Origin of the sequence: Vibrio vulnificus NBRC 15645 = ATCC 27562, assembly GCF_002224265.1 — a bacterium.
GTDB lineage: Bacteria > Pseudomonadota > Gammaproteobacteria > Enterobacterales > Vibrionaceae > Vibrio > Vibrio vulnificus.
In genome coordinates this window covers 1,616,425-1,641,272 of the sequence record NZ_CP012881.1, presented here as the reverse complement: position 1 = coordinate 1,641,272, position 24,848 = coordinate 1,616,425, and the positions used below count along the sequence as shown (strand labels likewise).

At 47.9% G+C, this 24,848-nt stretch carries 28 protein-coding genes; 7 read left to right on the top strand and 21 right to left on the bottom strand.

All coding sequences use genetic code 11. The features are described 5' to 3' along the window. Positions 1-74: 74 nt before the first annotated feature. Complete coding sequence (gene lexA, locus AOT11_RS07605) at positions 75-698, bottom strand: transcriptional repressor LexA (protein WP_011079176.1); 624 nt, start codon at positions 696-698, stop codon at positions 75-77. Between the two features lie 317 nt (positions 699-1,015). Here lexA and plsB point away from each other — a divergent pair, with 317 nt between their 5' ends. After that, entirely contained in the window at positions 1,016-3,445 is a 2,430-nt protein-coding gene (plsB, locus tag AOT11_RS07595; RefSeq protein WP_017420377.1) for a glycerol-3-phosphate 1-O-acyltransferase PlsB, read from the top strand. A gap of 87 nt (positions 3,446-3,532) precedes the next feature. Here plsB and ubiA read toward each other — a convergent pair whose 3' ends face one another. Next, entirely contained in the window at positions 3,533-4,387 is an 855-nt protein-coding gene (gene ubiA / locus AOT11_RS07590) for a 4-hydroxybenzoate octaprenyltransferase (RefSeq protein ID WP_017420378.1), read from the bottom strand. Next, positions 4,388-4,927 (bottom strand): chorismate lyase, encoded by a 540-nt coding sequence (locus AOT11_RS07585; protein ID WP_026050299.1) that lies wholly within the window; start codon positions 4,925-4,927, stop codon positions 4,388-4,390. A gap of 172 nt (positions 4,928-5,099) precedes the next feature. Between AOT11_RS07585 and AOT11_RS07580 the strand changes: the two genes are divergently transcribed. Next, positions 5,100-5,510, top strand: coding sequence for a flagellar basal body-associated protein FliL (locus AOT11_RS07580; RefSeq protein ID WP_011079172.1), 411 nt, complete (start codon positions 5,100-5,102; stop codon positions 5,508-5,510). A gap of 48 nt (positions 5,511-5,558) precedes the next feature. Here AOT11_RS07580 and glpG read toward each other — a convergent pair whose 3' ends face one another. The 6 genes from glpG to ftsY all read right to left on the bottom strand — a co-directional run bounded on the left by glpG (position 5,559) and on the right by ftsY (position 11,116). Further along, the gene (gene glpG / locus AOT11_RS07575; RefSeq protein WP_017420380.1) at positions 5,559-6,401 is read right to left on the bottom strand and encodes a rhomboid family intramembrane serine protease GlpG; all 843 of its coding nucleotides are present in this window, start codon (positions 6,399-6,401) and stop codon (positions 5,559-5,561) included. An 85-nt stretch (positions 6,402-6,486) separates the two neighbouring features. Beyond that, complete coding sequence (glpE, locus tag AOT11_RS07570) at positions 6,487-6,807, bottom strand: thiosulfate sulfurtransferase GlpE (RefSeq protein ID WP_011079170.1); 321 nt, start codon at positions 6,805-6,807, stop codon at positions 6,487-6,489. Positions 6,808-7,241: 434 nt separating this feature from the next. Next, complete coding sequence (gene rpoH, locus AOT11_RS07565) at positions 7,242-8,099, bottom strand: RNA polymerase sigma factor RpoH (protein ID WP_017420381.1); 858 nt, start codon at positions 8,097-8,099, stop codon at positions 7,242-7,244. Between the two features lie 176 nt (positions 8,100-8,275). Further along, positions 8,276-9,244, bottom strand: a complete 969-nt coding sequence (gene ftsX, locus AOT11_RS07560) for a permease-like cell division protein FtsX (RefSeq protein ID WP_011079168.1) — start codon at positions 9,242-9,244, stop codon at positions 8,276-8,278. Then, positions 9,231-9,908: a cell division ATP-binding protein FtsE gene (gene ftsE, locus AOT11_RS07555; RefSeq protein WP_011079167.1), complete on the bottom strand. Its 678-nt coding sequence runs from the start codon at positions 9,906-9,908 to the stop codon at positions 9,231-9,233. Before ftsE ends, ftsX begins: the two co-directional genes overlap by 14 nt. Positions 9,909-9,928: 20 nt before the next feature. Beyond that, positions 9,929-11,116 (bottom strand): signal recognition particle-docking protein FtsY, encoded by a 1,188-nt coding sequence (ftsY, locus tag AOT11_RS07550; protein ID WP_026050298.1) that lies wholly within the window; start codon positions 11,114-11,116, stop codon positions 9,929-9,931. A gap of 203 nt (positions 11,117-11,319) precedes the next feature. Between ftsY and rsmD the strand changes: the two genes are divergently transcribed. Beyond that, on the top strand, positions 11,320-11,913 hold the full coding sequence (gene rsmD, locus AOT11_RS07545) for a 16S rRNA (guanine(966)-N(2))-methyltransferase RsmD (protein ID WP_017420382.1): 594 nt from the start codon (positions 11,320-11,322) through the stop codon (positions 11,911-11,913). 18 nt (positions 11,914-11,931) lie between these two features. Then, positions 11,932-12,198: a DUF1145 domain-containing protein gene (locus AOT11_RS07540; protein ID WP_017420383.1), complete on the top strand. Its 267-nt coding sequence runs from the start codon at positions 11,932-11,934 to the stop codon at positions 12,196-12,198. An 83-nt stretch (positions 12,199-12,281) separates the two neighbouring features. On the opposite strand, the gene AOT11_RS07535 is transcribed toward AOT11_RS07540, so the two are convergent. The 4 genes from AOT11_RS07535 to AOT11_RS07515 all read right to left on the bottom strand — a co-directional run bounded on the left by AOT11_RS07535 (position 12,282) and on the right by AOT11_RS07515 (position 15,340). Then, complete coding sequence (locus tag AOT11_RS07535) at positions 12,282-12,875, bottom strand: YhgN family NAAT transporter (protein ID WP_026050297.1); 594 nt, start codon at positions 12,873-12,875, stop codon at positions 12,282-12,284. Between the two features lie 144 nt (positions 12,876-13,019). Beyond that, positions 13,020-13,241: a YecH family metal-binding protein gene (locus AOT11_RS07530; RefSeq protein ID WP_017420385.1), complete on the bottom strand. Its 222-nt coding sequence runs from the start codon at positions 13,239-13,241 to the stop codon at positions 13,020-13,022. 77 nt (positions 13,242-13,318) lie between these two features. After that, on the bottom strand, positions 13,319-13,939 hold the full coding sequence (locus AOT11_RS07525; RefSeq protein ID WP_017420386.1) for a lysoplasmalogenase: 621 nt from the start codon (positions 13,937-13,939) through the stop codon (positions 13,319-13,321). A 1,032-nt stretch (positions 13,940-14,971) separates the two neighbouring features. Beyond that, the gene (locus AOT11_RS07515; protein WP_026050296.1) at positions 14,972-15,340 is read right to left on the bottom strand and encodes a hypothetical protein; all 369 of its coding nucleotides are present in this window, start codon (positions 15,338-15,340) and stop codon (positions 14,972-14,974) included. Between the two features lie 235 nt (positions 15,341-15,575). Between AOT11_RS07515 and AOT11_RS07510 the strand changes: the two genes are divergently transcribed. Next, complete coding sequence (locus tag AOT11_RS07510) at positions 15,576-15,905, top strand: DUF2500 domain-containing protein (protein WP_017420388.1); 330 nt, start codon at positions 15,576-15,578, stop codon at positions 15,903-15,905. On the opposite strand, the gene AOT11_RS07505 is transcribed toward AOT11_RS07510, so the two are convergent. The 7 genes from AOT11_RS07505 to rhtB form a co-directional block, all read right to left on the bottom strand. Then, positions 15,902-16,915, bottom strand: a complete 1,014-nt coding sequence (locus AOT11_RS07505) for an acyltransferase (RefSeq protein ID WP_017420389.1) — start codon at positions 16,913-16,915, stop codon at positions 15,902-15,904. The two genes, AOT11_RS07510 and AOT11_RS07505, sit on opposite strands and share 4 nt — an antisense overlap. Positions 16,916-17,014: 99 nt before the next feature. Next, entirely contained in the window at positions 17,015-18,232 is a 1,218-nt protein-coding gene (gene arsJ / locus AOT11_RS07500) for an organoarsenical effux MFS transporter ArsJ (RefSeq protein WP_017420390.1), read from the bottom strand. A 67-nt stretch (positions 18,233-18,299) separates the two neighbouring features. Beyond that, entirely contained in the window at positions 18,300-18,794 is a 495-nt protein-coding gene (locus tag AOT11_RS07495; RefSeq protein WP_026050295.1) for a phosphatase domain-containing putative toxin, read from the bottom strand. Positions 18,795-18,808: 14 nt separating this feature from the next. Then, on the bottom strand, positions 18,809-19,810 hold the full coding sequence (locus AOT11_RS07490; protein ID WP_017420392.1) for an ArsJ-associated glyceraldehyde-3-phosphate dehydrogenase: 1,002 nt from the start codon (positions 19,808-19,810) through the stop codon (positions 18,809-18,811). A 29-nt stretch (positions 19,811-19,839) separates the two neighbouring features. Next, entirely contained in the window at positions 19,840-20,175 is a 336-nt protein-coding gene (locus AOT11_RS07485; RefSeq protein ID WP_017420393.1) for a metalloregulator ArsR/SmtB family transcription factor, read from the bottom strand. Positions 20,176-20,281: 106 nt separating this feature from the next. Next, positions 20,282-21,505, bottom strand: coding sequence for an EAL and HDOD domain-containing protein (locus tag AOT11_RS07480; RefSeq protein ID WP_017420394.1), 1,224 nt, complete (start codon positions 21,503-21,505; stop codon positions 20,282-20,284). A 53-nt stretch (positions 21,506-21,558) separates the two neighbouring features. Then, positions 21,559-22,176 (bottom strand): homoserine/homoserine lactone efflux protein, encoded by a 618-nt coding sequence (rhtB, locus tag AOT11_RS07475; RefSeq protein WP_026050294.1) that lies wholly within the window; start codon positions 22,174-22,176, stop codon positions 21,559-21,561. A 63-nt stretch (positions 22,177-22,239) separates the two neighbouring features. On the opposite strand from rhtB, the gene AOT11_RS07470 reads away from it, so the two are divergent. Beyond that, on the top strand, positions 22,240-23,238 hold the full coding sequence (locus AOT11_RS07470) for an alpha/beta fold hydrolase (RefSeq protein ID WP_017420396.1): 999 nt from the start codon (positions 22,240-22,242) through the stop codon (positions 23,236-23,238). A 180-nt stretch (positions 23,239-23,418) separates the two neighbouring features. Continuing rightward, the gene (locus tag AOT11_RS07465) at positions 23,419-24,249 is read left to right on the top strand and encodes a Cof-type HAD-IIB family hydrolase (protein ID WP_017420397.1); all 831 of its coding nucleotides are present in this window, start codon (positions 23,419-23,421) and stop codon (positions 24,247-24,249) included. Between the two features lie 96 nt (positions 24,250-24,345). On the opposite strand, the gene AOT11_RS07460 is transcribed toward AOT11_RS07465, so the two are convergent. Next, a complete protein-coding gene (locus tag AOT11_RS07460; protein WP_026050293.1) occupies positions 24,346-24,816 on the bottom strand; it encodes an EVE domain-containing protein in 471 nt (156 codons plus the stop codon). Positions 24,817-24,848: the final 32 nt, after the last annotated feature.

Genomic DNA, 24,848 nt, shown 5'->3' with positions numbered 1-24,848 from the left:
GAGGCCGAGACAAAACAAATAAGCTCCGTAGAAACGGAGCTTATTGAGCATTGCTTTGCACATGATTGGGCGTATTACATCCAATCCGTATTGCGGATAATGCCTACAGCAATGCCTTCAATGGTCAACTGCTGGCTAGTGAGATCCACTTCGATAGGCGCAAACTCTTCATTTTCTGCATGGAGCAGCACGGTTGAACCTTTACGTTCCAAACGTTTTACCGTCACATCATCTTCAACGCGCGCGACCACAACTTGCCCATTGCGCACGTCTTGTGTTTTGTGCACAGCCAACAAGTCACCATCCATAATGCCAATGTCTTTCATACTTTCGCCATGAACGCGCAAAAGAAAATCGGCTTGAGGTCGGAACATGCTCGGATCCACTTGGTAGTGCATTTCCACATGCTCTTGCGCCAAGATAGGCTCCCCTGCCGCAACTCGGCCAATCAGAGGTAAACCCGGCTCATCATTTGCCGCTTCCTCTTCGAGCAGAATACGGATCCCACGAGAGGCTCCTGGGACAATTTCGATCACCTGCTTACGAGCAAGCGCTTTTAAATGTTCTTCTGCCGCATTGGCAGAGCGAAAGCCCAGCTCACGCGCAATTTCCGCACGAGTGGGTGGCATTCCAGTCACTTCGATCTTGCTTTTAATCAGATCGAAAACTTGTTGTTGGCGTGGCGTTAACGGCTTCATAGGTCACCTGTCTTTTTATACAGTTAACTGTGAGTATATCCAGTAATTGTACAAATGGAAACCCAATTGATTGTTTTTTAATTTCTTCTCTCTTTTTGCTGAACATTTGTGTTTAAAACGCCGCGCTTGACTCGCTCGGTTCAACGCAATTTAAGGAAATTCGTCTAATCCATACTCAATTAAGTTAAAAGGTTTGACCAGTTCTGGTATCCTTGCCGCTTAAAAATTATCGCTCAGATTTATTCCTATTACTGGAATCATTCAGTAACAGAAATAAGTTTGGGTATGTTTGAATTCTATTGAGGCTGTGAACCTATATGTCTTCAGGACAATCATTTTCACATTCATTACTGAAGCTACCGCTGTCGGCGTTGGTAAAAGGCACTGCAATTCCTTCTAATCCAATCGACGATCACCATATCGATATTAATAAGCCGATTGTTTATGCCCTGCCGTTTCGCTCGGCCGTGGACTTATTAACGCTCCAAAAACATGCACTCGAGTTAGGATTACCCGATCCACTTTCTCCGCTTGAGATTCATGGCAAATCACTCAAACGTTATGTGTTTATCGCCTCTCGACCAACCTTGGTTCAAAGCGATAACGATGTGCCAAGTGACTCCATCGCACTCTTTTCTGAACTGCTGACACTGCACGCGGAAGACAGCGAACTGGATGTTCAGGTGATCCCTGCCACTGTATTGTGGGGGCGTAAACCGGGTAAAGAGGGCAACAATAAGCCTTACCTACAAGCGATGAATGGCCTGCAAAAAGCCAAAGCGGTGATCACCGCCGGCCGTGATTGCCTTGTGCGCTTTAGTCCTGTGGTATCACTGCGTTACATGGCGCAATCACACGGCACCGATAGCTCGATTGCCCACAAGTTGGCGCGCGTAGCACGCATTCACTTCTCGCGTCAAAAACTGGCGGCTTCTGGCCCGGACTTGCCTTCACGCCAAGTTCTGTTCGCTCGTTTGATGAAATCGCCAGCCATTGAGCAAGCGATTGAGGAAGAAGCAAAAAGCAAAAACATCTCGATGGAGAAAGCGCGTAAAGAAGCGCAAGACATCATGGATGAGATTGCAGCAGACTTCTCCTACTCCTTGGTGAAACAAGGCGATCGCTTGCTGGGATGGCTTTGGAACAAGCTCTATCAGGGGCTTAACATCAACAACGCCGCGACGGTGCGTCGTCTAGCGCAAGATGGTCATGAGATTGTGTATGTGCCTTGCCATCGCAGCCACATGGACTACCTATTACTCTCTTACGTGCTTTATCACGAAGGGATGGTGCCGCCGCATATTGCCGCGGGCATAAACCTCAACTTCTTCCCTGCGGGTCCGATTTTCCGCCGCGGTGGGGCGTTCTTTATTCGTCGTAGCTTCAAAGGCAATCGTCTTTATTCGACCATTTTCCGCGAATATTTGGCAGAGCTCTTTGCCAAAGGTTACTCGGTAGAATACTTCTCAGAAGGTGGCCGCTCGCGCACGGGTCGTTTACTGCCAGCCAAAACTGGCATGTTGGCAATGACCATTCAAGCGATGCTGCGTGGGCTAAATCGCCCAGTCACCTTAGTGCCCGTTTACATTGGCTACGAGCACGTGATGGAAGTAGCAACCTACGCCAAAGAGTTGCGTGGTAAACGTAAAGAGAAAGAAAACGCGGGTCTTGTGCTGCGCACGCTGCGCAAACTGCGTAACTTTGGCTTGGGTTATGTCAACTTTGGTGAGCCTATTCCGCTCAACCAATACCTCAACGAGCATGCCCCTGAGTGGACCAAAGACATCGACCCAATGGGTGCAAGCCGACCTCAATGGATCAATCCAGTGGTGAACCAGTTGGCGAACAAGATGATGACGCACATTAACGACGCTGCGGCCGCGAACGCGTTGACCTTGTGTGCCACCGCATTACTTGCCTCACGTCAGCGTGCGCTTTCTAAAGATTCCCTGATTCATCAGATTGAGTGCTATTTACAGCTCTTGAAGAACGTACCGTACTCAAAGACTTATACTGTGCCTTCCGAAAGCGCGGAAACTCTGGTGGAACACGCGATTTCATTGGATAAGTTTGTCATCGAAACCGACACCATGGGCGACATCATTTCGCTCGATCGTAATCAGTCGATCTTGATGACCTACTACCGCAACAACATCATTCACTTGTTCGCGCTGCCATCGCTGATTGCACAGATGATCATTCGCCAGGAAAATCTAACCGTGAGCCAAATCCAGCAACAAGTGGCGGAGATTTACCCATTCCTGAAAGCGGAACTGTTCTTGAGCCACAAAGAAGAAGATCTCGATGAACTGGTTGTGAAAGTGCTAAATGAGTTGGTATCGCAGGATCTGATCAGCCTGAAAGATGATAAGGTTGCGAAAAATCAAGCGAATACCTTAACGCTTGTCTTGCTCGGTCGAACCATCTCTGAAACGCTTCAGCGCTACTCGATTGCCTTCAACCTGCTGGTCTCCAATCCTGAATTGGCGAAAGCGGATTTGGAACAAAAGAGCCAAGATATCGCTCAACGTTTGACTCGCTTACATGGCATCAATGCGCCGGAGTACTTCGACAAAGGTGTGTTCGCCTCTCTGTTTAGCACGTTAAAACAGCAAGGCTACCTTGATAGTGACGGCAACTGCGACAGCGAGAAAACCGCACAGTTTGCCACTTTGCTCTACGCCTTGCTCTACCCGGAAGTGAAGCTCACGATTGAAGAGAGTGTCTTCCAGCTCAAATCGGCGTAAGCCAGCATCGAATAAAACAAAGGCATCCAGTGGATGCCTTTGTTTTTCTTTTTCTGTGCAACGAGTGCTAAGTGAACTCAGCGCGGTTTACCAAAACGCGACAAATAACCCGAGCGCCAGCACCATCCCGACATAGTTATTATTGAGAAACGCTTGGAAACACAACTCTCGCTGACGATGACGGATCAAATGCTGCTGATATACAAACAGCGCACCAGCGGCCAGCACACTCCAATAAAAACTTTGCCCCAATTGGTAATGCAAGCCAAGCCAAACCAGCATCACTAGCGTTAGCAATTGCAACATGCCGATGATTAACTTGTCGTGACGGCCAAACAAAATCGCCGTCGATTTAACACCAATGTGGATGTCATCATCGCGATCGACCATCGCATATTGGGTATCGTACGCAATGGTCCACAACGCATTAATCGCAAACACAAACCACACCACCCAAGGCAACTCATTGGCCTGCGCGGCCCACGCCATCGGGATTGCCCAGCTAAACGCCAAGCCAAGAAACAATTGCGGCAGATGGGTATAGCGCTTCATAAAAGGGTAAATGAACGCCAACACGATACCGGCAAATGAGAGCTGGATGGTGAGTGGGTTCATGGTCAATACCAACAAAAACGAGCTGATCCCTAACAGCAAAAACAGAATGATCGCTTCTTTCGCCGTCACGCGACCTGAAGGCAGAGGTCGCTGCTGAGTGCGCTTAACATGACCATCCACTTTACGATCGGCAAAGTCATTGATCACGCAACCAGCACTGCGCATCAACACCACGCCCAACACAAAAACCAGCAAAACATGCCAATCGGGCGTCCCTTCCGCAGCAATGATCAACGCCCACAAGGTTGGCCAAAGCAACAGTAACGTGCCAATTGGTCGGTCCATCCTCATCAGTTGCCAATACGCCTTGGCCTTTTCTACTGACATTTACACACTCTCCCTGGAGTAAATCGGTGCATCAGGTAAAAACAGTTCTGCCACTAACATCGGTTTGTGGTTCATCCATAAACGAGAACGTCTGGCGAGTAAACGCCCTTGCGGCGTTTCAATCCAAGCCACTTGCAATGCATCACGTTCAACTTGCTCTGCACTAAACACGGTGAGACCCAAAGGAATATCACCCAGCGTGGCTAAGTCGTAGGGCTGATCAGCTAAGGTGGTTTCAGGGATCAACGTTCTTCCCAGCACCCACGGTGTTTGATCACCGGATAGCACCACCTCTCGGATCAAGCAAATCTCAGGGGATAATCCCTGAGTCTCTTGCATTGTTAATTGGCCTACACCACTTTTTTCATTGCGCATCAACTCAACGGTCAGATGTTGGCAATGACGCGCTAAACGGCGAGACAAGGAGCCTTGCTCCAGTAACCAGTGCTTAGCAAAGTCACTAGAAAAGTGAAAATCTTCAGGATTTTGCCATTTTGCTTCTGTTAACAAAGCAAGATAGAGCGAGTTTGGCTGATTCATACTAGTATTCAATTAGTAGCTTTTAGTCGCGTTGTGCGTACAATAAAGCGTCACTTTACGGTAATGAGCCACCGTAAAGATTGTAATAACTTATAGTGACATTTGGACCGCCTATTGTAACAAGACAAAAGCGTTTCGAGTATCGTGATCAGAAGAAAGAAAAGTCAGAAATATGTACAAACGTTATATAGCCCAAATAATTATCGCCTTCAGCTTGCTCTTTTCTTTACCTTTGCATGCGGAAGAAGAACAGACTGGCCCTCAACTTGCGTATTTCACCCTTGAGCCAGACCTCACCACCAACTTTTATACCAAAGGCAAGAAACTGGGTTACATCCAAGTGCGCATCGACATCATGGTCATGAGCAATGCGGATTTGGCGTTGGTCGAACACCATCAGCCGCTGATCAGAGACGCAGTAGTCGAATTGCTCGGTCAGCAAAGTGAAGACACGGTGAAATCACTGGCTGGGCGTGAAGATTTGCGTAAGCATTTGGTCGAAAAACTCAATGAGATCTTATTGCCAGAAACGGGCAAAACCGTCATTGCTGACCTGCTGTTTACCAAATACCTCTATCAGTAGCATGTTCAGCTCGGCTGATTCTGTTGACGTTATAAAGCAAAAAGCGGCCTAGGCCGCTTTTTGATGTTTTTGCTTGGTGGAATCGAGATAGGCCAGCCCCATCCCAGACAACAAACCCACGAGATGGGCAGTATTGGCAATCGCCATAAAAGGTTGAACGTAACCAAGAATGAGCCATACCAGCATAAAAGCGACCACGGGCCTAGGGACCGACAAGCCGAGATGAGGCACGCGATAACCTAAAATCCAAGCGTAACCGAGCAAGGCATAAACCACGCCAGATAAGCCACCAAAATTGGCCCCTTCAACCCAAAACTGACCAGCGCCAGAGAGTGCGGCCGAAATGACAAAGATTTGCAGTAGTTTACCGCTACCCAATCTCTGTTCAATGTCGCCACCAAACTGCCACCACCACAGTAAGTTAAACACAATGTGGGTCACAGAGAAGTGCAGCAGAGCGTGGCTCACCCAACGCCATAGTTGCCATTGTTGCGCGGCTTCCGCAGGAAAATGCATCGCACTTAAAAGCGGGCTTTCCCAGCCCAACATCATGAACACGTAAACCGCCACACAGGCGACCATCACCGCCATGGTGACAGGACCTGCTTTTGCTTTCACCATCGCCAGTAAACTGGGACTTCGGTAACTGAACTGAGTCTTGCGCGTTTCTGCCATGTCCCAAGATGCAGCGCTGTATTTACTGTCACCAGGATTCACCAAAAACTGTTTGAGCTCTGCTTCGGTTTCAACCCAATGCTGATCGTCCATCAGCCATAAGGCAAACTGCCCTTCACCCTCAGGCATCATTCGCAAATCAATTTGTCGAGACGCCATGTAGTCGATAAAAGCCTGCGCCATCCTTGGATTATTCAACACAATAAGACGCTGCATAGAGAAACCTCAGTTAGACGAAAAATCTGACCTCATTCTTCCACATCAAAGGCCGTTAGGCAAAAACCCTTCTCTTCTAACGGGATCAGCTTGCTTCAACGGGCAAACTGGCGCGATGCCAAGCTTCAAAACCACCATCAACACTGTACACCTCTTCAAAACCTTGATTGACTAGGTACTGAGCCGCCCCTTGACTGCTGATGCCGTGGTAACACATCACCAAAACAGGCTGTTCAAACTCCACCTGCTGCATGAAGTTTACGATCGAATCATTGGTTAGATGAAAGGCCGACTGGGCATGAGCCACAGCAAAAGATTGCGGGTCACGAATATCCACCAAACGTGCTTCTCCACGGCTGATGAGCGCGTGCGCGCCTTGTACATCAATATGCTTGAACTGTTCCATATACTTTCTCATTTTCGTTATTTTGTTCTGCTGGGATTGTAACCTATCCAGAGCCAAACTTAGACACACAGTTCTTCTGGTCTTTGAATGACGTCTATTTCTTCATCACTTGTGGATAAATCTGTGGATTGCGTTGATAAAGTGTCTGCGTGAAAATTGATCCACTACATGTAGTAAGGATCTTGATCTTTCTGTGTGTAGTTTTATAACTATCCCCAAAAGAAATTCCCCTTCAAGCCCTGATTTCATCCAGCTTTCGAACAGTTGATAAATAATTACTTCACAGAGTTATTCACAGGCTAAGCATCATTTCGTGATCATTTTCGTAACTCGATTTCGATCAAAAATACTCACCATGATGTTGTCACAGGCAACAAAAAAGCCGAGATCATTGATCTCGGCTTTTGCTGATTCTAAGTGGTTTGGTAAGAGAACTAAATCTCGCCAACAGCCATCTTCAGTTTCTTCATCGCGTTCTTTTCAAGCTGACGGATTCGCTCCGCAGAAACACCATACATTTCCGCGAGATCTTGCAGCGTGGCTTTATCATCGTCCAACCAACGTGAGCGAACAATATGTTGGCTACGCTCATCAAGGCTAGCCAATGCCATCGCAAGACGGTTATTGGTGTGAGCTTCCCAGTTTTGCGCTTCTAGGTTATCCGCCACATCTGAAGATTTGTCTTCCAGATAAAGGACTGGAGCGGTTGATACCGAGGTAGAATCGTCTTCCTCATTCGGCAAATCAAAGGTCGAATCGACCGCCGCCAAACGCGATTCCATTTCTCGCACTTCTGCCGGTTCTACACCCAACTCACGAGCCACGGTTTCGACTTCACCGTTGTTAAACCAACCAAGACGTTTTTTCGACTTACGTAGATTGAAGAATAACTTACGCTGCGCTTTGGTGGTCGCGATCTTCACAATACGCCAATTACGTAGTACGTATTCGTGAATTTCCGCTTTGATCCAGTGAACCGCGAAAGAAACCAGCCTCACCCCAACTTCTGGGTTGAAACGTTTTACCGCCTTCATGAGACCAATATTGCCTTCTTGCACTAAGTCAGCCATTGGCAAACCATAGCCAGAATAACCGCGGGCAACGTGAACAACGAATCTCAGGTGAGAGAGAATCAGCCCTTTTGCCGCTTCAATTTCGCCTTTGTAGTGTAGACGTTCAGCTAGATCACGTTCTTCGTCTGCGGTCAGCATTGGGTAGCTGTTCACCGAGCGAATGTAGCCATCAAGGCTATCTTGCGTTACTAGTGCCATCGGATACGCTTGAGTTGTCATTCAATTCCTCATCAATCTCTGATCTGGAGTTATACATTGCAAATTAGCGCCATTATCTTGAACTGAAGATGAATCAGTTTCAAGCAGGGTTAGCAATTATCCATAAACAAATCGTCTATACAAGTCAATCAAATTTGATTCTTTGCGACGATTGCCTACTATAAGACCCGCATCACTTAAACAGGTTCAATTTCTTTTAAATGGCGCTGCGCCGATACTTTTGCCGCCACGCAACCTAAGAAGGTCCCTGTCATCACAAGCAACAAGGATTCATCCCAGCTTAGGCCAATAAGACGAAATTGGCTGTCATATAAAGCCGCGAGATCCGCAACGGCGCCATTCAACAACACTGTAATCAACGCGGTAAAACACCACGCCGATACCGCGCCAAGTAAACCAAACCACATTCCTGAATATAAGTAGGGGCGCAGAATAAAGTTGTCTGTCGCACCAATGAGTTTCATGGTTTGAATTTCTTCTTTATTGGCGAGCACATTAAAGCGCAAGGTGTTGCCAACGATTAAAAATACAGCACCCAACATTAACAGTGTCAAGGTCATGACAATAATTGTCGCGACCGTTTTTATTGCATCTAGCCGTGTTAACCAATCTTCGTCTAGACGCACATCCGTAATGTCTTCTTCTTGGCGCAGTTGTTGCGCCAACGCTTTGATGGCGTTGTTCTCTTCCACCGCAGGGGTGATCACCAAGACACCTGGCAGGGCATAATCTTCCAGTAAGCTTAACGCTTGGTCAAAACCGGAATATTGGCTGAGATGCTCCAAGCCTTGCTGCGGAGAAATGTACTCCACCAATTCAACATCTTGCTGCGTTTCCAATTCATCTTTGAGCACCATGACTCGAGCTTCTGGTACGCCTTCACGCAAGTAGGCGCTCACTTGTGCAGGTGACGTGACATGCGACGTGGCAACGGCAATGTTTTTACCAAGCAAATACAAACAGGCAGGCATGGCTAATGCCATGGAGATGACCGCTAAGGTCAGAATATTCCCCAGCGGGCGATGCCAGATCGCTTTGAAGGAAGCTTTGGCTTGTTTGATATGAATCGAAACAAAACCGTCTGTCTTAGGGCGATTCGAGGTCGATTTGCTCGCTGGCTTTTTAAGGCGTTTATTCGCGGCCATAATCTTCTACCTCACTGAGAAAACCTTGGTTAAGTTCGAAATGACGATACTGAGGACGAGAGTTGACCAAGTTGATGTCGTGTGTCGCCAATAAAATAGTCACGCCAGCACGATTGAACTCTTCAAACAAACGCAGCACTCGGTTGGACAACTCAGGGTCCAGGTTGCCTGTTGGTTCATCGGCCAACAATAAGGTTGGGCGATTAACCACGGCGCGAGCGATGCCGACACGTTGCTGTTCACCACCAGACAGCTGGCTAGGCAAACAGCGGGCTTTATCAAGCAGCCCGGTTTTGTCGAGAGCCGCCGAGACTCGGCGTTTTATCTCATTCTCTGAGATGGATTCAATGCGCATCGGCAGTGCCACATTGTCGTAAACACTGCGATCCATCAGTAAGCGGTGATCTTGGAAAACAATGCCGATATTGCGACGCAAAAATGGCACGTCTTTATTCGGAATGCGTGTGATGTCATGGCCATTGAAGCTAATGCGCCCATCAGTAGGCCGCTCAATGGCACAGATCAATTTCAGCAAGGTACTTTTACCGGCACCTGAGTGTCCACCTAAAAATGCCATTTCGCCACGACGTAAATGAAAGTCGACTTTTTGCAGGGCCTGACGGCCGCCACGATAGGCTTTACTTACCTGCTGAAATCGGATCACCGGTTATTCCTCTCTAATGCTTACTCTTCTCGACTAAATAGCGCGTCGATAAATTCTTGGGTTTCAAACGGGCGGAGATCCTCAATCCCTTCCCCCACACCGATGTAACGAATAGGAATGTTAAACTGATCGGCAATAGCAAAGATCACGCCGCCTTTCGCTGTGCCATCCAGTTTGGTCAAGGTGATCCCGGTGATCGGCGCGACATCGCTAAACAGTTTCGCTTGGCTAATGGCGTTTTGACCAGTGCCTGCATCCAAGGTCAACATGATTTCATGCGGCGCGGAGTCGTCGATTTTCTTCATCACTCGAACAATTTTGCGCAGCTCTTCCATCAAGTTGCTCTTGTTTTGCAAGCGACCCGCAGTATCGGCGATCACCACATCAACGCCACGCGCTTTGGCGGCTTCAATCGCATCATAAATCACCGATGCACTGTCTGCGCCAGTATGCTGTGCAATCACTGGGACATTGTTACGCTCGCCCCACACTTGCAACTGCTCAACAGCCGCTGCACGGAAAGTATCGCCCGCCGCCAACATCACTTTCTTACCTTGATTTTGGAACTGTTTCGCCAACTTACCAATGGTAGTGGTTTTACCCACGCCATTTACCCCAACCATCAGGATAACGTAAGGGGTTTTGCTGCTGTCCACTTGCAATGGTTGCTCAACCTTAGTGAGGATCTCCGCCATCTCTTCTTTGAGCAAACCATACAGAGCCTCACCATCTTTTAAGTCACGGCGAGACGCTTTTTCTGTTAAGTTTTCGATGATTTTCAACGTGGTATCCATACCCACATCCGCAACGAGTAGCTGTTCTTCCAGCTCTTCAAACAGCTCATCATCGATTTTCTTGCCTTTAAATAGGCCAAAGAAACCAGCGCCGATATTGGCTTTCGTACGACTCAAGCTGCGTTTTAGGCGCGCAAAAAAGCTTTCTGTTGGTTTTTCTTGTTCTTGCACACGCGGCGCTTCAACCACCACCGGTGTCACTTCAACGGGCTCTTCAGCTTCTGATTCGCTGATTGGCTCTACCGCAACCTCTTCAACCACTTCTTGGCTGACAATCGGTTCAACGCTCTCTACGGTTTTTTCGTCAGACTCGCTGATCACCTCTTCTGATTGTGCAGGCTCTGGTTGTTTTACTTGGTCATCGTCACCAAAGCCAAGCCACGATAATAATCCGCGCTTTTTCTTTTCCGTCATCGGGAGATATCCTGGTTTCTTATACTGGGTTGAATCTTTGCTGGTACACAGACAAAGACACAATCGCGACTGGTATACGCATGTGATCCGTTTTTCTCAGCGGAATAATGGTACACTTTGTCACTATCAAATTCTGGGCAATATCCAGGCTTTAGGCCTGGGCGATTGGCTATAGTAACACTTTATTAGCGGTCAAAAAATCTATGGTAAGACGTCGCCAGCAAAACACATCACAAAATAAGCCAACAACTGGCTGTGTACGCATCATTAGTGGCCTTTGGCGAGGGCGAAAGCTGCCCGTGCATGACGCCGAAGGCTTACGCCCGACCACCGATCGAGTCAAAGAAACGCTGTTTAACTGGCTCGCACAGGATATCCCTCACGCTCGCTGTTTGGATCTGTTTGCCGGCTCTGGCGGCTTAGGTTTTGAAGCGGCATCACGTCAGGCAGAGCAAGTCACCATGTTGGAGTTAAACCCCAAGGCGTTTGCGCAATTGCAACAAAATGTCACAGCGCTAAAGGCCAATAACATCAAAGTGATTCAAGGCGATGCACTGCAATTCCTTAAGCAGCAAGGCACGCCGCATCACGTGGTGTTTATTGATCCACCATTTCGCCAAGGACTCCTCGCCGAAGCCGTGACTTTGCTGGAGCAAAATGGCTGGCTGGCAGAGGACGCCATGATTTATATTGAGACAGAAAAAGAGTTACAGGTTGAAGCGCTGCCAGCTTCTTGGCATTTGCATCGAGAAAAAACCGCTGGGCAGGTCAGCTATCGCCTCTATGAACGCCAATAGTTAGCAAAGGATCTTGGAATGAAAGCACTGTTATTTTTAGCGAAAGCCGCCATCTCATTTGTGTGGTTAATCCTGTTGGTTAATATTGTGTCACCATTTCCAGGTAACGCCGCCATCGTGCTCTATATCATGACGGCATTTTTGTTCATCATGCATGGACTGCAAATGCTGATCTTCGTCGGCGCCTTTGGTGACAAAATTACCATGACGCGCTGGGAAAAGAATTCCATCCTGATATTTGGTATTTTTGCCCTGCTCGATATTCGACGCAAATATATGATGTGATTCTTTCCCGTCAGAAATAACAATGCCGCTCCCAAGAGCGGCATTGTTTTATCCCATCATTCAGGTTAGCTGACCATCCTCATTTAACTCACAACGCCCATATAACTTTTAACGCCATTGAGGAACATCTGGGTCGAAATCATCACAAGCAACAATCCCATCAAACGTTCAACCGCCTTTAAGCCGCGCTCACCCAGAATACGGTGGAAAAAGCTATAGAACATTAAAATGATGAAGGTCGCAAACCACGCGATCAGCACGGCAATCGACAAATCAGTTAAGTTATTTGGATGCTGTGAAGAAAGCAGCAGCAACGCTGCGATCACAGAAGGCCCAGCAATCATAGGTATCGCCATTGGCACAATAAAGGGCTCTTCACCGGCCGCCAAACCGGTAATGCTGCCTGCACTGGGGAAGATCATCTTAATTGCGATAATAAACAAGATAATGCCACCCGAGATACTGAGCGTTTCCGGTTCCACCTGAAGGAACTTCATAATGCTCTGCCCCGCAAATAGGAATAACATCAAAATGAGGAGGGCAAACAGTAACTCACGAATCAATACCTTGCGACGTCGCTTAGCATCAATGTGCTTCAAGATAGATAAAACAATGGGAAGATTCCCCAACGGGTCCATGATAAGGAACAGCATGGTGGCTGCAGCAAGAATGTCCATAGGTGCTCTCAAAATACAACAATGGCGAGAGTATATACCAAATGGCGTTGGGAGGCAGAGTCGGGCGAGCCCTGGCATAAAATGAGCTCGTTACTAGGGAGAGAAGCGAGCAACCAAACGACTCGCTCCTAAAGGAATGCGTCTTTAGTGATTGCAGATTCGCGCCAGATTCACACAGAATTTTCCTTGCTGCTCACTGATTTTTTCTCGTTCCAACAAAAAGCTCAGCAGTGAGTCCAAGTCGAGCCCTTGCAACTTGCACGTATGAAAACGGGTTTCGCCACCGAAATGCGCGAGCAATTCTGCACGGTCCATCGGCTGTTCTTTAAGGAGATGAAGAAGATTGTGAGCATGGATATCATTCATGGATTAAGCGTCCTGTAACACGTCAAGTGACCCCCAGCTTAACCTTTTATAAAAATCGTGTTTTGACCTAAAACAGCTCAATAGATGATAGAAGCCACGATCAAAGCATGTGCGACAAAATAACTGCCCGACACCCAAACATAGGCACGCTTCATCGGTTTTCGATAGCCGTGAATCGCATACGCCAGAGCAGAATAAATCATGACTAACGTTCCAGCAAAACCGATCGCATTGGAGAAGTTGCTTGCTTGGAGCCACACTTCTCCAGCAGCCCAAGCCAACTGCACCAGCATAATGCCCATAATCACGACGGGAAAAACCAAGGAATCCAATTGAGGAAGGAGTAAGAAAAACGCCACGATACTCGCTGCCAACAGTAAGGCAAGGAGCCACCAAACGATGTCACCATTGAGCTGTAACCAGAAAGATTTGCTGTAACAAAGCTGCGCGAGGAGAAAACCTGAAAAATAGAGCGTTTTTTTTGATTTCAAAGAATGGAGCGTGTCGGCAAAAATCGACACTAACAAGCCTGCGGCAATCCAATGGCTGTGCGCAGAATCTGGCCCTTGGGTCAGCACCAAGATCAATAACAACACCAGAGTGAACACTTTAAAAAACAGTGACTGAAATGGACTCGCTTGACGAGCACCCAAAACGGATGTCATTCCAGATAAGCCTATCGCTAGCCAACTCCACATCTGTATTACCCTTCTCTTTGTTACGCGGCTAGTCTAGGTAGCAAGAGGATTATGTAAAGCAGTAAAAGGCGAAAGTTGGATCTTGATTGCGAATCACTGCTTATTGTGAAGCAAGCCAGAGCTTAGAGCAAAACTGCAAGTTTACAGTATCTACTCACAGCAACGCGTTTTAAATTCAGAGCTTCTCGATAAAAAGCGTGACAAAACACAGAAAGCAAACGTTAAACCAACTCAAAGCAAAATAAATCGGACATTATCAGAGGATAATGAATAACAACAGAGTGAAAAAACAAAATAAAAAAGCAGATTAAAACATTATAAATAAAAACAAAATCAAATAGTTAAACCACAAAAGAAAAGAAAAGCCGAACTCAATCTGGTACAACCAGAATAGACCACTAATCACATCATTGTTTTCTCATCCAATGATAAATCCCCTACATAGCCTCTATTGACTTTCTCAAATTTCAAACAAGACCATCAAAAAACATGACTATTAAGCCAAAACAGCACCAAGAACCACCAACACCAGACAAAGAGCACTAAACACTATTTGAGCAATATCACACTAATAAAAAACCAATATAAAACATCAAGTTAAAACGCAAACCATAAGAAAAACACAAATAAGAGCATAAAGAAAGCAGTCAAAAAACACTGTTTTATTGCTACATCGTGGTCAATTATTCATAGTTAAGTTATTTTTTTAAAGAGATTTAAAAAGATCTATTGATCAAGCCTTAAAATCGATGCTATATTGCACACATAGAGTTCATCAACCGTTTATGGAGGTAGTGTTGTGATGTCTTCTTCTCAAAAGCAAGGACTGGTAATGATCGCAGTTATCGTTGGTTTAATGACACTACCAATGATGTACTAAGTTTCAGAATCTAAATAAAAAACGGGATGCTTTCGCATCCCGTTTTTTATTGTCTTTCATACACAGATTAGACATGGCAAGACCAAACGTTCAGTTCACATCTCACTGCGTGCTCCGTGGATTGCCTCAGTGCATTTTTCTCCAGTCGGCCATTATTTTAAATGTTGGCTAAGTACATCCCAGTTCGCGTAGTAAAAAGCCATCGCCCCCAATGTCATGGACAGCATCAGTAAAATCGCCACACGCCAGATAAATCGGCCACTTCTTGGTGTCAGTTCTTTTTCACACTCATCACATGCCGCCAAAAAACTCTGTTTGTCGTCCAACTGATAATGATCTTCATGCACGACTTTATTGCGTATCGTCGCAATAAAACGGAGCTTACCAATCACGTCATGTGGCAGGCGTTCTTCACAGCTCGTCACAAGCTGATGCAACCCTTTACCTTCAGCATGATATTGAGTGCGCAACAAAGTCTCTAATCTGCGGGTACGAGTGACCACTTGTTCGATTTCTGACATCGTGCCCTCCTTTCGTTCGAGTGTTTGTTTCATTCTATTCTTCTACAGTTTGATTCACATTTCGAGCCAAGTTATCCGCATAGGCTCAAAATTGTGCTCTCATACGCATATAGAATGTGATATGCGCCGAAAATTTTATCGTCTCTTATCTCTAGATCACGATTCGCTACTGGCAACCCCTTGTTTGGCAACTAGGTTCTGTAAAATGAGACACTCATTCAGATTGGAGGTCATCATGCCTATTTCCTTTGTTTTTGCCGTACTCGCATTGATTGCTATTGGTGGCTGGCTCTTCGTTCGTTTCTATCGTATTCATATTCAAGGCAATAACGCCCCAGAACAAAAAGTACAGGTCACTGTGCTTGATAAACAGGTCATCGCTATTGCCGACGCGCAACCTGGCGAAGACGATCAAGAGTATTGGATCTACGTACAACGTGGCACACTCGGACCCAAACGCGAGTTTCAGGTCGGTGTGCACTATTTCCACGCTCTTAACCCCGGCGATAAAGGGGAACTCACCTACAAGGGCGACAAGTTTCTTCACTTTGCCCTGAAGCGCTAAGGCAACAACCAACGTGTCTTAGCGGAGAGCGAAAATAGATAACTCAACGCTAAGGCACCCGCCCCACTCAGCACGACCCATAACGGGATCACCCACGCAGGATGACCCTGATACCAGCCCAACTCTTTCATTGGCCATAGAAAAATAGGATGCAATAAATAGATGCCTAAACTGTGGCGGCTGATCAACGCCACCCACTTTTGCCATTGAGCCGACAACCGCTCGCCCACAGAGCGACACAGCACAAACACCATCGACGCGGCCAATACCACATTAATGGTTTTATACGACAGCCAACGCCCGACGGTGTATTCCCCTGCAGCAAGGCTATTACTCACCACCATAGTCACCGTGACAGCCAATGCCATTCCCCCCAGAAGCACCGCCTCAACGACCACTGAGCGTTGATTCGGGACTTTGCTAAAGAGCAGGTAGCCAAGAGGAAGGTAGCCACTGTACAGCCATAGCTCGTAGCTCCAAGGGCCATCGATGCCCGCCAGATACAACACAGTGGTGAACAACCACAACGCGGTAAAAAGATAGAGGATGTCCTGACGTTGCTGGCGAACAAGCCACTGGAACATCGGAATCACAAAATAGAGCGGAATAAAATAATAGAAGAAACCAAGATGGTAGTAGGTGGCATGCTCTGGGCTGCTGCTGAGCACTTCTGTCACTTTGCTGCTATCAAAACCGCTCGCACTCAAACCAGAGAGGAGCGCATAGAACAACGACCAAAAGAGAAAAGGGATCAGCACCTTACCTAAACGACGACGAGCATAATAAGGCAGATCAAATGGCCGAGTGTCACTGAGCATCAGGGCGCCAGTGATAAGAATAAAAACCGGTACCGCCCAACGAGAAATGCCATTGATGCCAACGGCCGTCACCCATTGATCAAAAGGAATCTCCCCTAACTCATGACGATAAGGCGCAAGCACATGAATGGCGATCACGGCCACCGCCGCGACACATCGTAGCAAATCAAAAAACTGAACTCTTTCGCGCATTCTCTATCCTCTTGCTTTTCATGGTTTTGACTATAGCAATAAAAAAAGCTGACACATGAAATCATGCGTCAGCTTTTGGTTAGAATTCACACACTGCGATCAAGCGGTTTTCGCTGCAAAGCGAGGGAGCTTGATTGAAATTAACGTCGTCAAAGCCAAGAAGAAGCATGAGACCCACAAGCAAGCAGCCAAACCGAGTTCTTGATAGATCCACCCCGACAATAGTGTGCCGATCAAACGTCCCATGGCATTAGCCATATAGTAAAAACCCACATCCAATGAGACGCCATCGCCTTTGGCATAACTGACAATCAGATACGAGTGAAGGGAAGAGTTAATCGCAAACACCGCCCCAAATAGCAACAGGCCAATCACGATCACTTGCTGAGGATGCCACGCTTGTTGCACCGCATAGGCAATGGCTCCTGTCAGCAATGCCAATAGCGCGACCCAGTAAAAAGCACTACGACCATCAGGCACCCGACCTTGCGCCTTCCCTGTAATGCGCGGCGCGATACCTTGCACAACGCCATACCCCATTACCCATAAGGCAAGAAAGCCACCAACCCAAAGGTGATCCCAACCAAACACACTACCAAGATAAACGGGCAGTGCCACCACAAACCAGACATCTCGCGCACCAAAGAGAAAAAGGCGAGCAGCGGAGAGAATGTTGACAGGCGCCGATTTGGAGAAAATCTCATTAAACTTCGGCTTGTTTTTCGCTTTGCCCATTTCCGACTCTAGGCTAACCAAACTGCCAATCAACACTAAGGTAAGTCCCCCCGCCATGGCGAGTACTGCGTATTGAAAACCGAAAACGGCCAATAAGAGACCACCGAGGAAAAAGCCCGCCCCTTTTAAGGCATTCTTCGACCCCGTCAGAATGGCTACCCACTTGAACAATGCGCCTTGCTGCTCGTCCGGCACTAAGGTTTTGATGGCGCTTTTGGCACTCATCTTATTCAAATCTTTGGCAATGCCAGAGAGTGCTTGCGCGGCCATCACCCAAGGAATCGTCAGCCAAGCGGCGGGGACAGCCAACATCAGCAACGCGATGATTTGCATGGCCAAGCCGATGTTCATGGTCTTATTGAGACCGAGCCTTGCCCCCAACCATCCACCAATCAAGTTGGTCACCACGCCAAAAAACTCGTAAAACAAAAACAGCGAGGCAATCGCCAGCGCCGAGTAACCAAGGTCGTGGAAATAGAGCACCACCAGCATGCGCAGTGCCCCATCGGTTAAGGTAAAGTTCCAATAGTTAAACGTGACCAGCATGTATTGGCGGACACTTTTGCTCAGTTGAGCGATCATTATTAGCCCTCTGTGTACAGGTTAACAGGCTTTTGGATCATGATGATCCAAAAGCCCTAATGGCTGCTCACTGTGCGTTTGCCACAGATTCGATGTAGCTCAACTGCACCTCTCGCGTGAAGGCGCCGGGCCTCAAGGCTTGTACTTCACGAATAATGTCGCCCAATGCCCAACCTTGCTCTAGCAGCAAATGGGCGGCGAACAATCCGGTGCGACCAGAGCCACCCATGCAGTGCAGCGCCACTTTGCCACCATCACGAAGAATGGCTTGCAGCTCTGGACTGGCTTGCTGCCAATGCGCGGCAAAGGTCTCATCTGGCGCGCAGTCATCTTCGATTTCGATTTGATACCAACGCATGCCGAGCTCGACGACCAACGGGCCAAGCTCTGCGACTTCTTTACTCGCCAGTTCCGCATCGCCCAGCGCCGTGACAACGGCTTGTACGCCGCTGTCCGCCAACTGTTGCAATGACGAGTGTAAATCGACCCCTTTGGTGCCAGGGCAAGGCGTTAAGACCAATGCGCCAGACGGTAGGTCCAATTGCCAAACCGGGTGGTTGATGATTGACGTTTCCATTATGCCGCTCCTACTTTACGCACCAGCTCTGCGGTACGGGTCGCGTAGCCCATTTCGTTATCATACCAAGCGTAAATCTTCACCATGCGCGTGCCCACCACCATGGTAGAAAGGGCATCGACGATGGTTGAGCGTTGATCGCCGCGATAATCAATCGACACCAATGGGCGCTCTTCAAAACCAAGAATGCCGTTTAACTCCCCTTGCGAGGCTGCTTTGAGTAATGCGTTGACCTCCTCAGCCGTGGTATCACGCTTCACATCAAAAATAATATCGGTCAGTGAAGCATTCGCTAGAGGAACGCGCACCGCGTGACCGTTAATGCGATCTTTCAGCTCTGGGAAAATTTCCACAATCGCCGTGGCACTGCCTGTGGTCGTCGGGATCAAGCTCATGCCGCAGGCACGGGCACGACGCAGATCTTTGTGCGGCGCATCAAGAATGGTTTGCGTGTTGGTGAGATCATGAATGGTGGTAAACGATGCTTGTTCGATACCGAGTTTCTCGTGAATCACTTTCACCACTGGTGCAATGCAGTTGGTGGTGCACGAGGCTGCGGTCACAATGCGATGCTGCTCTGGGTTAAAGATCTCGTCGTTCACGCCCACTACAATATTGGCAATGCCCCCTTCTTTCACTGGAGCGCTGACCACCACGCGTTTCACGCCTTGCTCGAGGTATTGATTAAGGAAGCTGCTTTTGCGATGCACACCTGTCGCCTCAATCACCACATCACAGCCCGACCAATCCACCGCACTGATTTCACGCTGTTGAGTGGTTTCAATCACGTGGCCATTGATGTGCAATTGCTGACCTTGCACCGTCACCTCGTGGTGCCAGCGGCCCTGCACTGAATCGAACTCCAACAAATGGCCCAATGTGGTGGCATCCCCCGCCACATCATTAATTAAAACAAACTCCAACTCTGGCCAATCAAAGGCCGCGCGCATTGCCAAGCGGCCAATACGGCCAAATCCGTTAATTCCCACTTTGATCGTCATGGTCTATTCCCTAATAATTCAATTTCAATTTAACAGCACGCCACACGATCTTGTTGATGCAGACGCGCAATATCTTGTTGATAAACTTGCTTTAAACAGTTGGAAGCAATCAGGTCATCGACCATTTTTTTCATCCAACCCGGCAACTGATCGGAGAGACGATAGAAGACCCATTGACCCTGTCTTTCATCCACCAATAGCCCGCTGGCTCGCAGCTGTGCCAAATGACGAGAGACTTTCGGCTGACTTTCTTGCAGCGCATACGTCAACTCGCCAACACAAATTTTTCCTTCTCGTGCCACCAGCATCAGGCAACGAACGCGAGTTTCATCAGAAAGCAGTTTAAAAAACTGGTGTGGTAGCATGTTTATATTCTCATATATGGATATGCGTATATATTGAGAAAAAACAAAGCCGACGTCAACGCGTCGGCTCAGTTGTCATCAAAAATTCATATTGCGTGGTGTCAGTTTAGATCAGAGCAAACTCCTGCGACCAACGCTGCGCTTCGACCAATTCGTAACGCACCTCTTCTATCGACAAGCCCAGTTGTTCACACCACTGCTCAATGCCACGCCAGTCTGCCTGTTCGAAACACTCCTCGAGTGCAATCAATGCCCCATAAGCGCCGCCACGACACAGTAATGCCTGTTTCGCAATTTCGCTCAATGGCAGGTGGTTGACCAAAGACTCCACCGACAGATCCATCATCGCATCGAGAATCGACAGCAAACCGATCATAAAGCCTTGTTCGTTATGCTTACTGAAAGGGTGACGACGAGACATCAGCTCACAAAATTGCGCGCGTTGTAGCGAGAGGTTATACAACTCACGTGGCTTGTTGGTAGAGACATAAGACGCCACCACCAGAGAGACGAACATTTTCAGTTTGTCTTGCCCAAGGTAAATCAGTGCTTGGCGAAACGAACTGATGGTGACTTCAAGACGGGTCGACTGAGTATTGACGAAACGCAACAGTTTGTAAGATAACGCCACATCTTGCGAAATGATCTGCTCAATGCGGCCAAAATCTGGCTCGCTCTTGCACACTTCACGAAACAACTCCAACGCCACAGTCTGCTCAGGGCTGACATAACGCGTTTGCACCACTTCTGGCTTACTAAAAAAGTAGCCTTGAAAGAATTTAAATCCCGCCTCTTTCGCTAGTTCAAACTCTTCCGCCGTTTCCACTTTTTCTGCCAAGAAATGGTATTTCACGCGCCGTGCCAAGTGCTCTTTGACCAACTCACACGCCTTCTCCATCCCCAAATCCATCACATCCAATTTCACGATGTGCACATAGGGCAAAAAACGATGCCATTCCGGGGTCAAGGTGAAGTCATCCAGCGCGATAACATAGCCTTCGCGATACAAATCACGAATCGCGTCAAGCAGCTCATCCGTTGGCTGACACGTTTCCAGCACCTCAATCACCACTTTGTTTTTCGGCAGACTGAGTGGCAAACGGCGAATCAAGGTTTGATACGGAAAGTTGATAAAACAGCGTGAAGAGGCGATGGCCGGATTGGTGCCTACGGACAGAAAGTTTTCCACAATCAAGCGATAGGTCGCACGGTTTGATTCGATGTGTACCGGATAGGCGTTGCTCTCTCCGTCACGAAACAAAAGTTCATAACCTAAGGTATGTTTCTTCCGATTAAAGATCGGCTGCCGTGCGACGTATGTGGTATTCATTTAGTGCTTTATTCTTATGCTCAGTGACTAACCAGTGAATTTATCACTGGTAGTTATGATTTTGCAGCTGCTAATAATGCCCCACAACCCATAAACATTGAACCAAATACTTTGTTTATTTTGCCCATCACTTTCTCTGAACGGATAAAACGCCCCAATTGAGACGCCAAGGTGGTGTAGCCAAGCATAACAAACGCATCAATCACCACGGTGGTCATGCCTAACACCGCCAACTGGGTCACCTGATCTTGGCTTGGATCGATAAATTGCGGAAACAGCGCCACCAAAAAGACGATCGATTTGGGATTGGTCAGGTTAATCAACACCGCTTTACGCAATAGCGCAGTGCTGGAAATGGCATGCTGTTGCGAGGCCGTCGCAAGGCTTGACGTATCACGCCATTTTTGAATGCCCAGCCAAACCAAATACACCGCCCCCACCCACTTAATCACTGTGAATGCCGTCGCCGATTGTGCCACCAAAGCACCAATGCCCGCCCCAACCAGAACAATGTGGACCGCCAAACCGATTTGCAGCCCCACAATGGAAGCCAGCGATTTTCGCGTGCCATAACTGAGGCCATTGCTGATCGAGTTCACCGTACCAGAGCCCGGTGCCAAACTGAAAACGATTGCGGTCACAACATACGCCAACCAAACATGGGTATCCATTTGCATTTCCCCGATAATTCTCTGATCATTGACAACAGAAACGCATGATCAGGTATTTATTTAATGGTTAATAACAGCTCACCTCTCTCTTATACGCAAGAGGCTTTATTTGAGCAAGCAATAGGTGGTCCGATCGCTGCCCTATGGCAGCAGCGACAAGAGGGTTTCCTAAAAACGCGCGATAAGATGCAGTTGTATTGGTGTAAGCTGACCAACCCGCAACACAAAAAGGCGGTGCTGGTAGTGAATGGCAGAATCGAATCTGCTTGGAAGTACCAAGAACTTCTGTTTGATCTCTACCGTCAAGGCTATGACGTCTACAGCTACGATCATCGAGGCCAAGGTTTATCAGATCGCCTGGTGAAAGACTCTGATATTGGTCACGTCTACGAGTTTGATGATTACATTCTCGACATGGAAGCCGTGATTGCGCACTTTAATTTCTCCGCTTATCAGCAGCGACACATTGTTTCTCATTCGATGGGCGGTGCTGTGGCCACGCGCTACTTACAAACCCACCCACAACATGGTTTTGATAAGTTGGTGCTCAGTGCACCGATGTTTGGTATTGATCTCCCTTGGTATTTGAGCCCAGTGGCCATGGCGGTTAGCCAAATTCTCACCGCCGTGTACCCAACGCCTACTTATGCGCCGGGACACAAAAGCTATTATGAGAAGCCCTTTGAAGATAATCCGCTCAGCCAGAGCCAAGCGCGTTATCAATGGTTTAGACAGCTGTATCGCGACAAGCCCGAGCTGCAAGTCGGTGGCCCGAGCACCCGTTGGGTGTGGCAAGGCTTAATGGCAGCCAAACAGTGCATTTTGCTGACGCGCCAACTCACCATTCCGGTATTGCTGTTGCAGGCGGGGGGCGATCGCATCGTCAGTAATCAAGCACAGTCGCAGTTTTTCAAAAAGCTGCACAAAACCAATAAGCAAAGTGAGTTGGTGGTAATTGAGGGAGCGCAACACGAGTTGTTGTTTGAGAAAGACCACTTCCGTAATCAAGCACTCAGCGCGATGTTCCGCTTTTTGCAGAAAGAGGAAAGCAAGCAAGCTTAATTTACCCTCTTTTTCTCTCCGCTTTTCACATACACTAGCGACCATCCCCCTAGTGAGCAGCGTCTAGACAGACATCCAAGCTGGATAGACGTTGTGTCACTTTCTACCGACTCAGACAATGGCCTGTGTCGATAACGTTTCCTGTTTCCTGAACATATCCGACTGACATAAGAGGGCCGTATGACTGCGAGCTTGCCAAACAAAGAGATCACCAAAATCGTTGCTTCCGATCTGGATGGCACGCTGCTGGCACCGAATCACCAACTCAGCGAATTCTCTAAACAGACGCTCAAAGCGCTGCATGAGCAAGGTTACACCTTTATTTTCGCCACTGGCCGTCACCATGTCGATGTGGCCGGCATTCGCGCTCAAGTGGGCATTCCCGCCTACATGATCACCTCAAACGGTGCTCGTGTTCATGACCAGCATGACCAACTGATGTACAGCAAAAATGTTCCGGCTGAGCTTGTGCAACCTGTGATTGATATTGTCAAACAAGACCCTGAGATCTTCGTTCATCTTTATCAAAACGAAGAGTGGCGCCTCAACCGTGAAGACGAAGTGATGCGCAAGTTCCATGAAGAGACGGGCTTTACCTATAAGGTTTACGATATCGACAACGCACCAACTGACGGCATCGCAAAAATCTTCTTCACCCATCCAGGGCAAGATCACGAGCATCTGGTTGGCTTTGAAAACCAGTTACGTGAAGCCTTTGGCGATCAACTCAATATTGCCTTCTCAACGCCTTGGTGTTTGGAAGTGATGGCCGCGGAAGTGTCAAAAGGGGACGCGCTGAAAGCGGTCGCAGAATCACTGGGCCTGACACTGGAAAACTGTGTGGCCTTTGGCGACGGGATGAACGACGTGGAAATGTTGTCGATGGCGGGCAAAGGGTTGGTGATGGAAACCTCTCACGAAAAAGTGAAGAAAGCCCTACCAGACAACGAAATCATTGGCAGCAATGCCGACGATGCCGTGGCGCACTATCTGCAAAAACATCTGCTGTAAATACGGCACAATCAATGACTACGGGGCAGCGTCACGCTGCCCGTTTTATTTTTACCTGCGACTCATTTGCGACAACCTTGCTGCACATCGGCAAGACTAACGGCGGCTCGGCAGTTTTTCTTTGGTTAAAATGGCCTGCCATTCTTGTTCCGTCACTGGCATCACCGACAAGCGATTACCCTTTTTCACCAATGGCATGTTTTCCAACTCGGGCATGGCTTTCAACACCGCCAAAGGGATCACCCGTTCGGTTTTGCGCACAAACTCCACATCGACCATTATCCAACGCGGGTTTTCTGGCGTTGACTTCACGTCGAAATAGTCGCTGTTCAAATCAAACTGAAAATGATCGGGGTAGGCTTCACGAACCACTTTCGCGATCCCTGCCACGCCAACCTGCTTGCACGAGGAGTGGTAAATCATCACCCAATCGCCCTCTTTAACCTCATCACGCAGCATATTTCTTGCCTGATAATTTCGCACTCCCTCCCAACATGAAACCTTTTGTACGCGTAAAGTGTCGATAGAAAAGGTGTCCGGTTCAGTTTTAAACAACCAATATGCCATAATGCGGTCCAAGCAGATTTAGAGATGGAGAA

Bases quoted from the DNA above. Each gene is read 5' to 3' on its own strand.
- lexA (WP_011079176.1), bottom strand. From the start codon at position 698: ATGAAGCCGTTAACGCCACGCCAACAACAAGTTTTCGATCTGATTAAA.
- plsB (WP_017420377.1), top strand. From the start codon at position 1,016: ATGTCTTCAGGACAATCATTTTCACATTCATTACTGAAGCTACCGCTG.
- ubiA (WP_017420378.1), bottom strand. From the start codon at position 4,387: ATGTCAGTAGAAAAGGCCAAGGCGTATTGGCAACTGATGAGGATGGAC.
- AOT11_RS07585 (WP_026050299.1), bottom strand. From the start codon at position 4,927: ATGAATCAGCCAAACTCGCTCTATCTTGCTTTGTTAACAGAAGCAAAA.
- AOT11_RS07580 (WP_011079172.1), top strand. From the start codon at position 5,100: ATGTACAAACGTTATATAGCCCAAATAATTATCGCCTTCAGCTTGCTC.
- glpG (WP_017420380.1), bottom strand. From the start codon at position 6,401: ATGCAGCGTCTTATTGTGTTGAATAATCCAAGGATGGCGCAGGCTTTT.
- glpE (WP_011079170.1), bottom strand. From the start codon at position 6,807: ATGGAACAGTTCAAGCATATTGATGTACAAGGCGCGCACGCGCTCATC.
- rpoH (WP_017420381.1), bottom strand. From the start codon at position 8,099: ATGACAACTCAAGCGTATCCGATGGCACTAGTAACGCAAGATAGCCTT.
- ftsX (WP_011079168.1), bottom strand. From the start codon at position 9,244: ATGGCCGCGAATAAACGCCTTAAAAAGCCAGCGAGCAAATCGACCTCG.
- ftsY (WP_026050298.1), bottom strand. From the start codon at position 11,116: ATGACGGAAAAGAAAAAGCGCGGATTATTATCGTGGCTTGGCTTTGGT.
- rsmD (WP_017420382.1), top strand. From the start codon at position 11,320: ATGGTAAGACGTCGCCAGCAAAACACATCACAAAATAAGCCAACAACT.
- AOT11_RS07540 (WP_017420383.1), top strand. From the start codon at position 11,932: ATGAAAGCACTGTTATTTTTAGCGAAAGCCGCCATCTCATTTGTGTGG.
- AOT11_RS07535 (WP_026050297.1), bottom strand. From the start codon at position 12,875: ATGGACATTCTTGCTGCAGCCACCATGCTGTTCCTTATCATGGACCCG.
- AOT11_RS07530 (WP_017420385.1), bottom strand. From the start codon at position 13,241: ATGAATGATATCCATGCTCACAATCTTCTTCATCTCCTTAAAGAACAG.
- AOT11_RS07525 (WP_017420386.1), bottom strand. From the start codon at position 13,939: ATGTGGAGTTGGCTAGCGATAGGCTTATCTGGAATGACATCCGTTTTG.
- AOT11_RS07515 (WP_026050296.1), bottom strand. From the start codon at position 15,340: ATGTCAGAAATCGAACAAGTGGTCACTCGTACCCGCAGATTAGAGACT.
- AOT11_RS07510 (WP_017420388.1), top strand. From the start codon at position 15,576: ATGCCTATTTCCTTTGTTTTTGCCGTACTCGCATTGATTGCTATTGGT.
- AOT11_RS07505 (WP_017420389.1), bottom strand. From the start codon at position 16,915: ATGCGCGAAAGAGTTCAGTTTTTTGATTTGCTACGATGTGTCGCGGCG.
- arsJ (WP_017420390.1), bottom strand. From the start codon at position 18,232: ATGATCGCTCAACTGAGCAAAAGTGTCCGCCAATACATGCTGGTCACG.
- AOT11_RS07490 (WP_017420392.1), bottom strand. From the start codon at position 19,810: ATGACGATCAAAGTGGGAATTAACGGATTTGGCCGTATTGGCCGCTTG.
- AOT11_RS07485 (WP_017420393.1), bottom strand. From the start codon at position 20,175: ATGCTACCACACCAGTTTTTTAAACTGCTTTCTGATGAAACTCGCGTT.
- AOT11_RS07480 (WP_017420394.1), bottom strand. From the start codon at position 21,505: ATGAATACCACATACGTCGCACGGCAGCCGATCTTTAATCGGAAGAAA.
- rhtB (WP_026050294.1), bottom strand. From the start codon at position 22,176: ATGGATACCCATGTTTGGTTGGCGTATGTTGTGACCGCAATCGTTTTC.
- AOT11_RS07470 (WP_017420396.1), top strand. From the start codon at position 22,240: ATGGTTAATAACAGCTCACCTCTCTCTTATACGCAAGAGGCTTTATTT.
- AOT11_RS07465 (WP_017420397.1), top strand. From the start codon at position 23,419: ATGACTGCGAGCTTGCCAAACAAAGAGATCACCAAAATCGTTGCTTCC.
- AOT11_RS07460 (WP_026050293.1), bottom strand. From the start codon at position 24,816: ATGGCATATTGGTTGTTTAAAACTGAACCGGACACCTTTTCTATCGAC.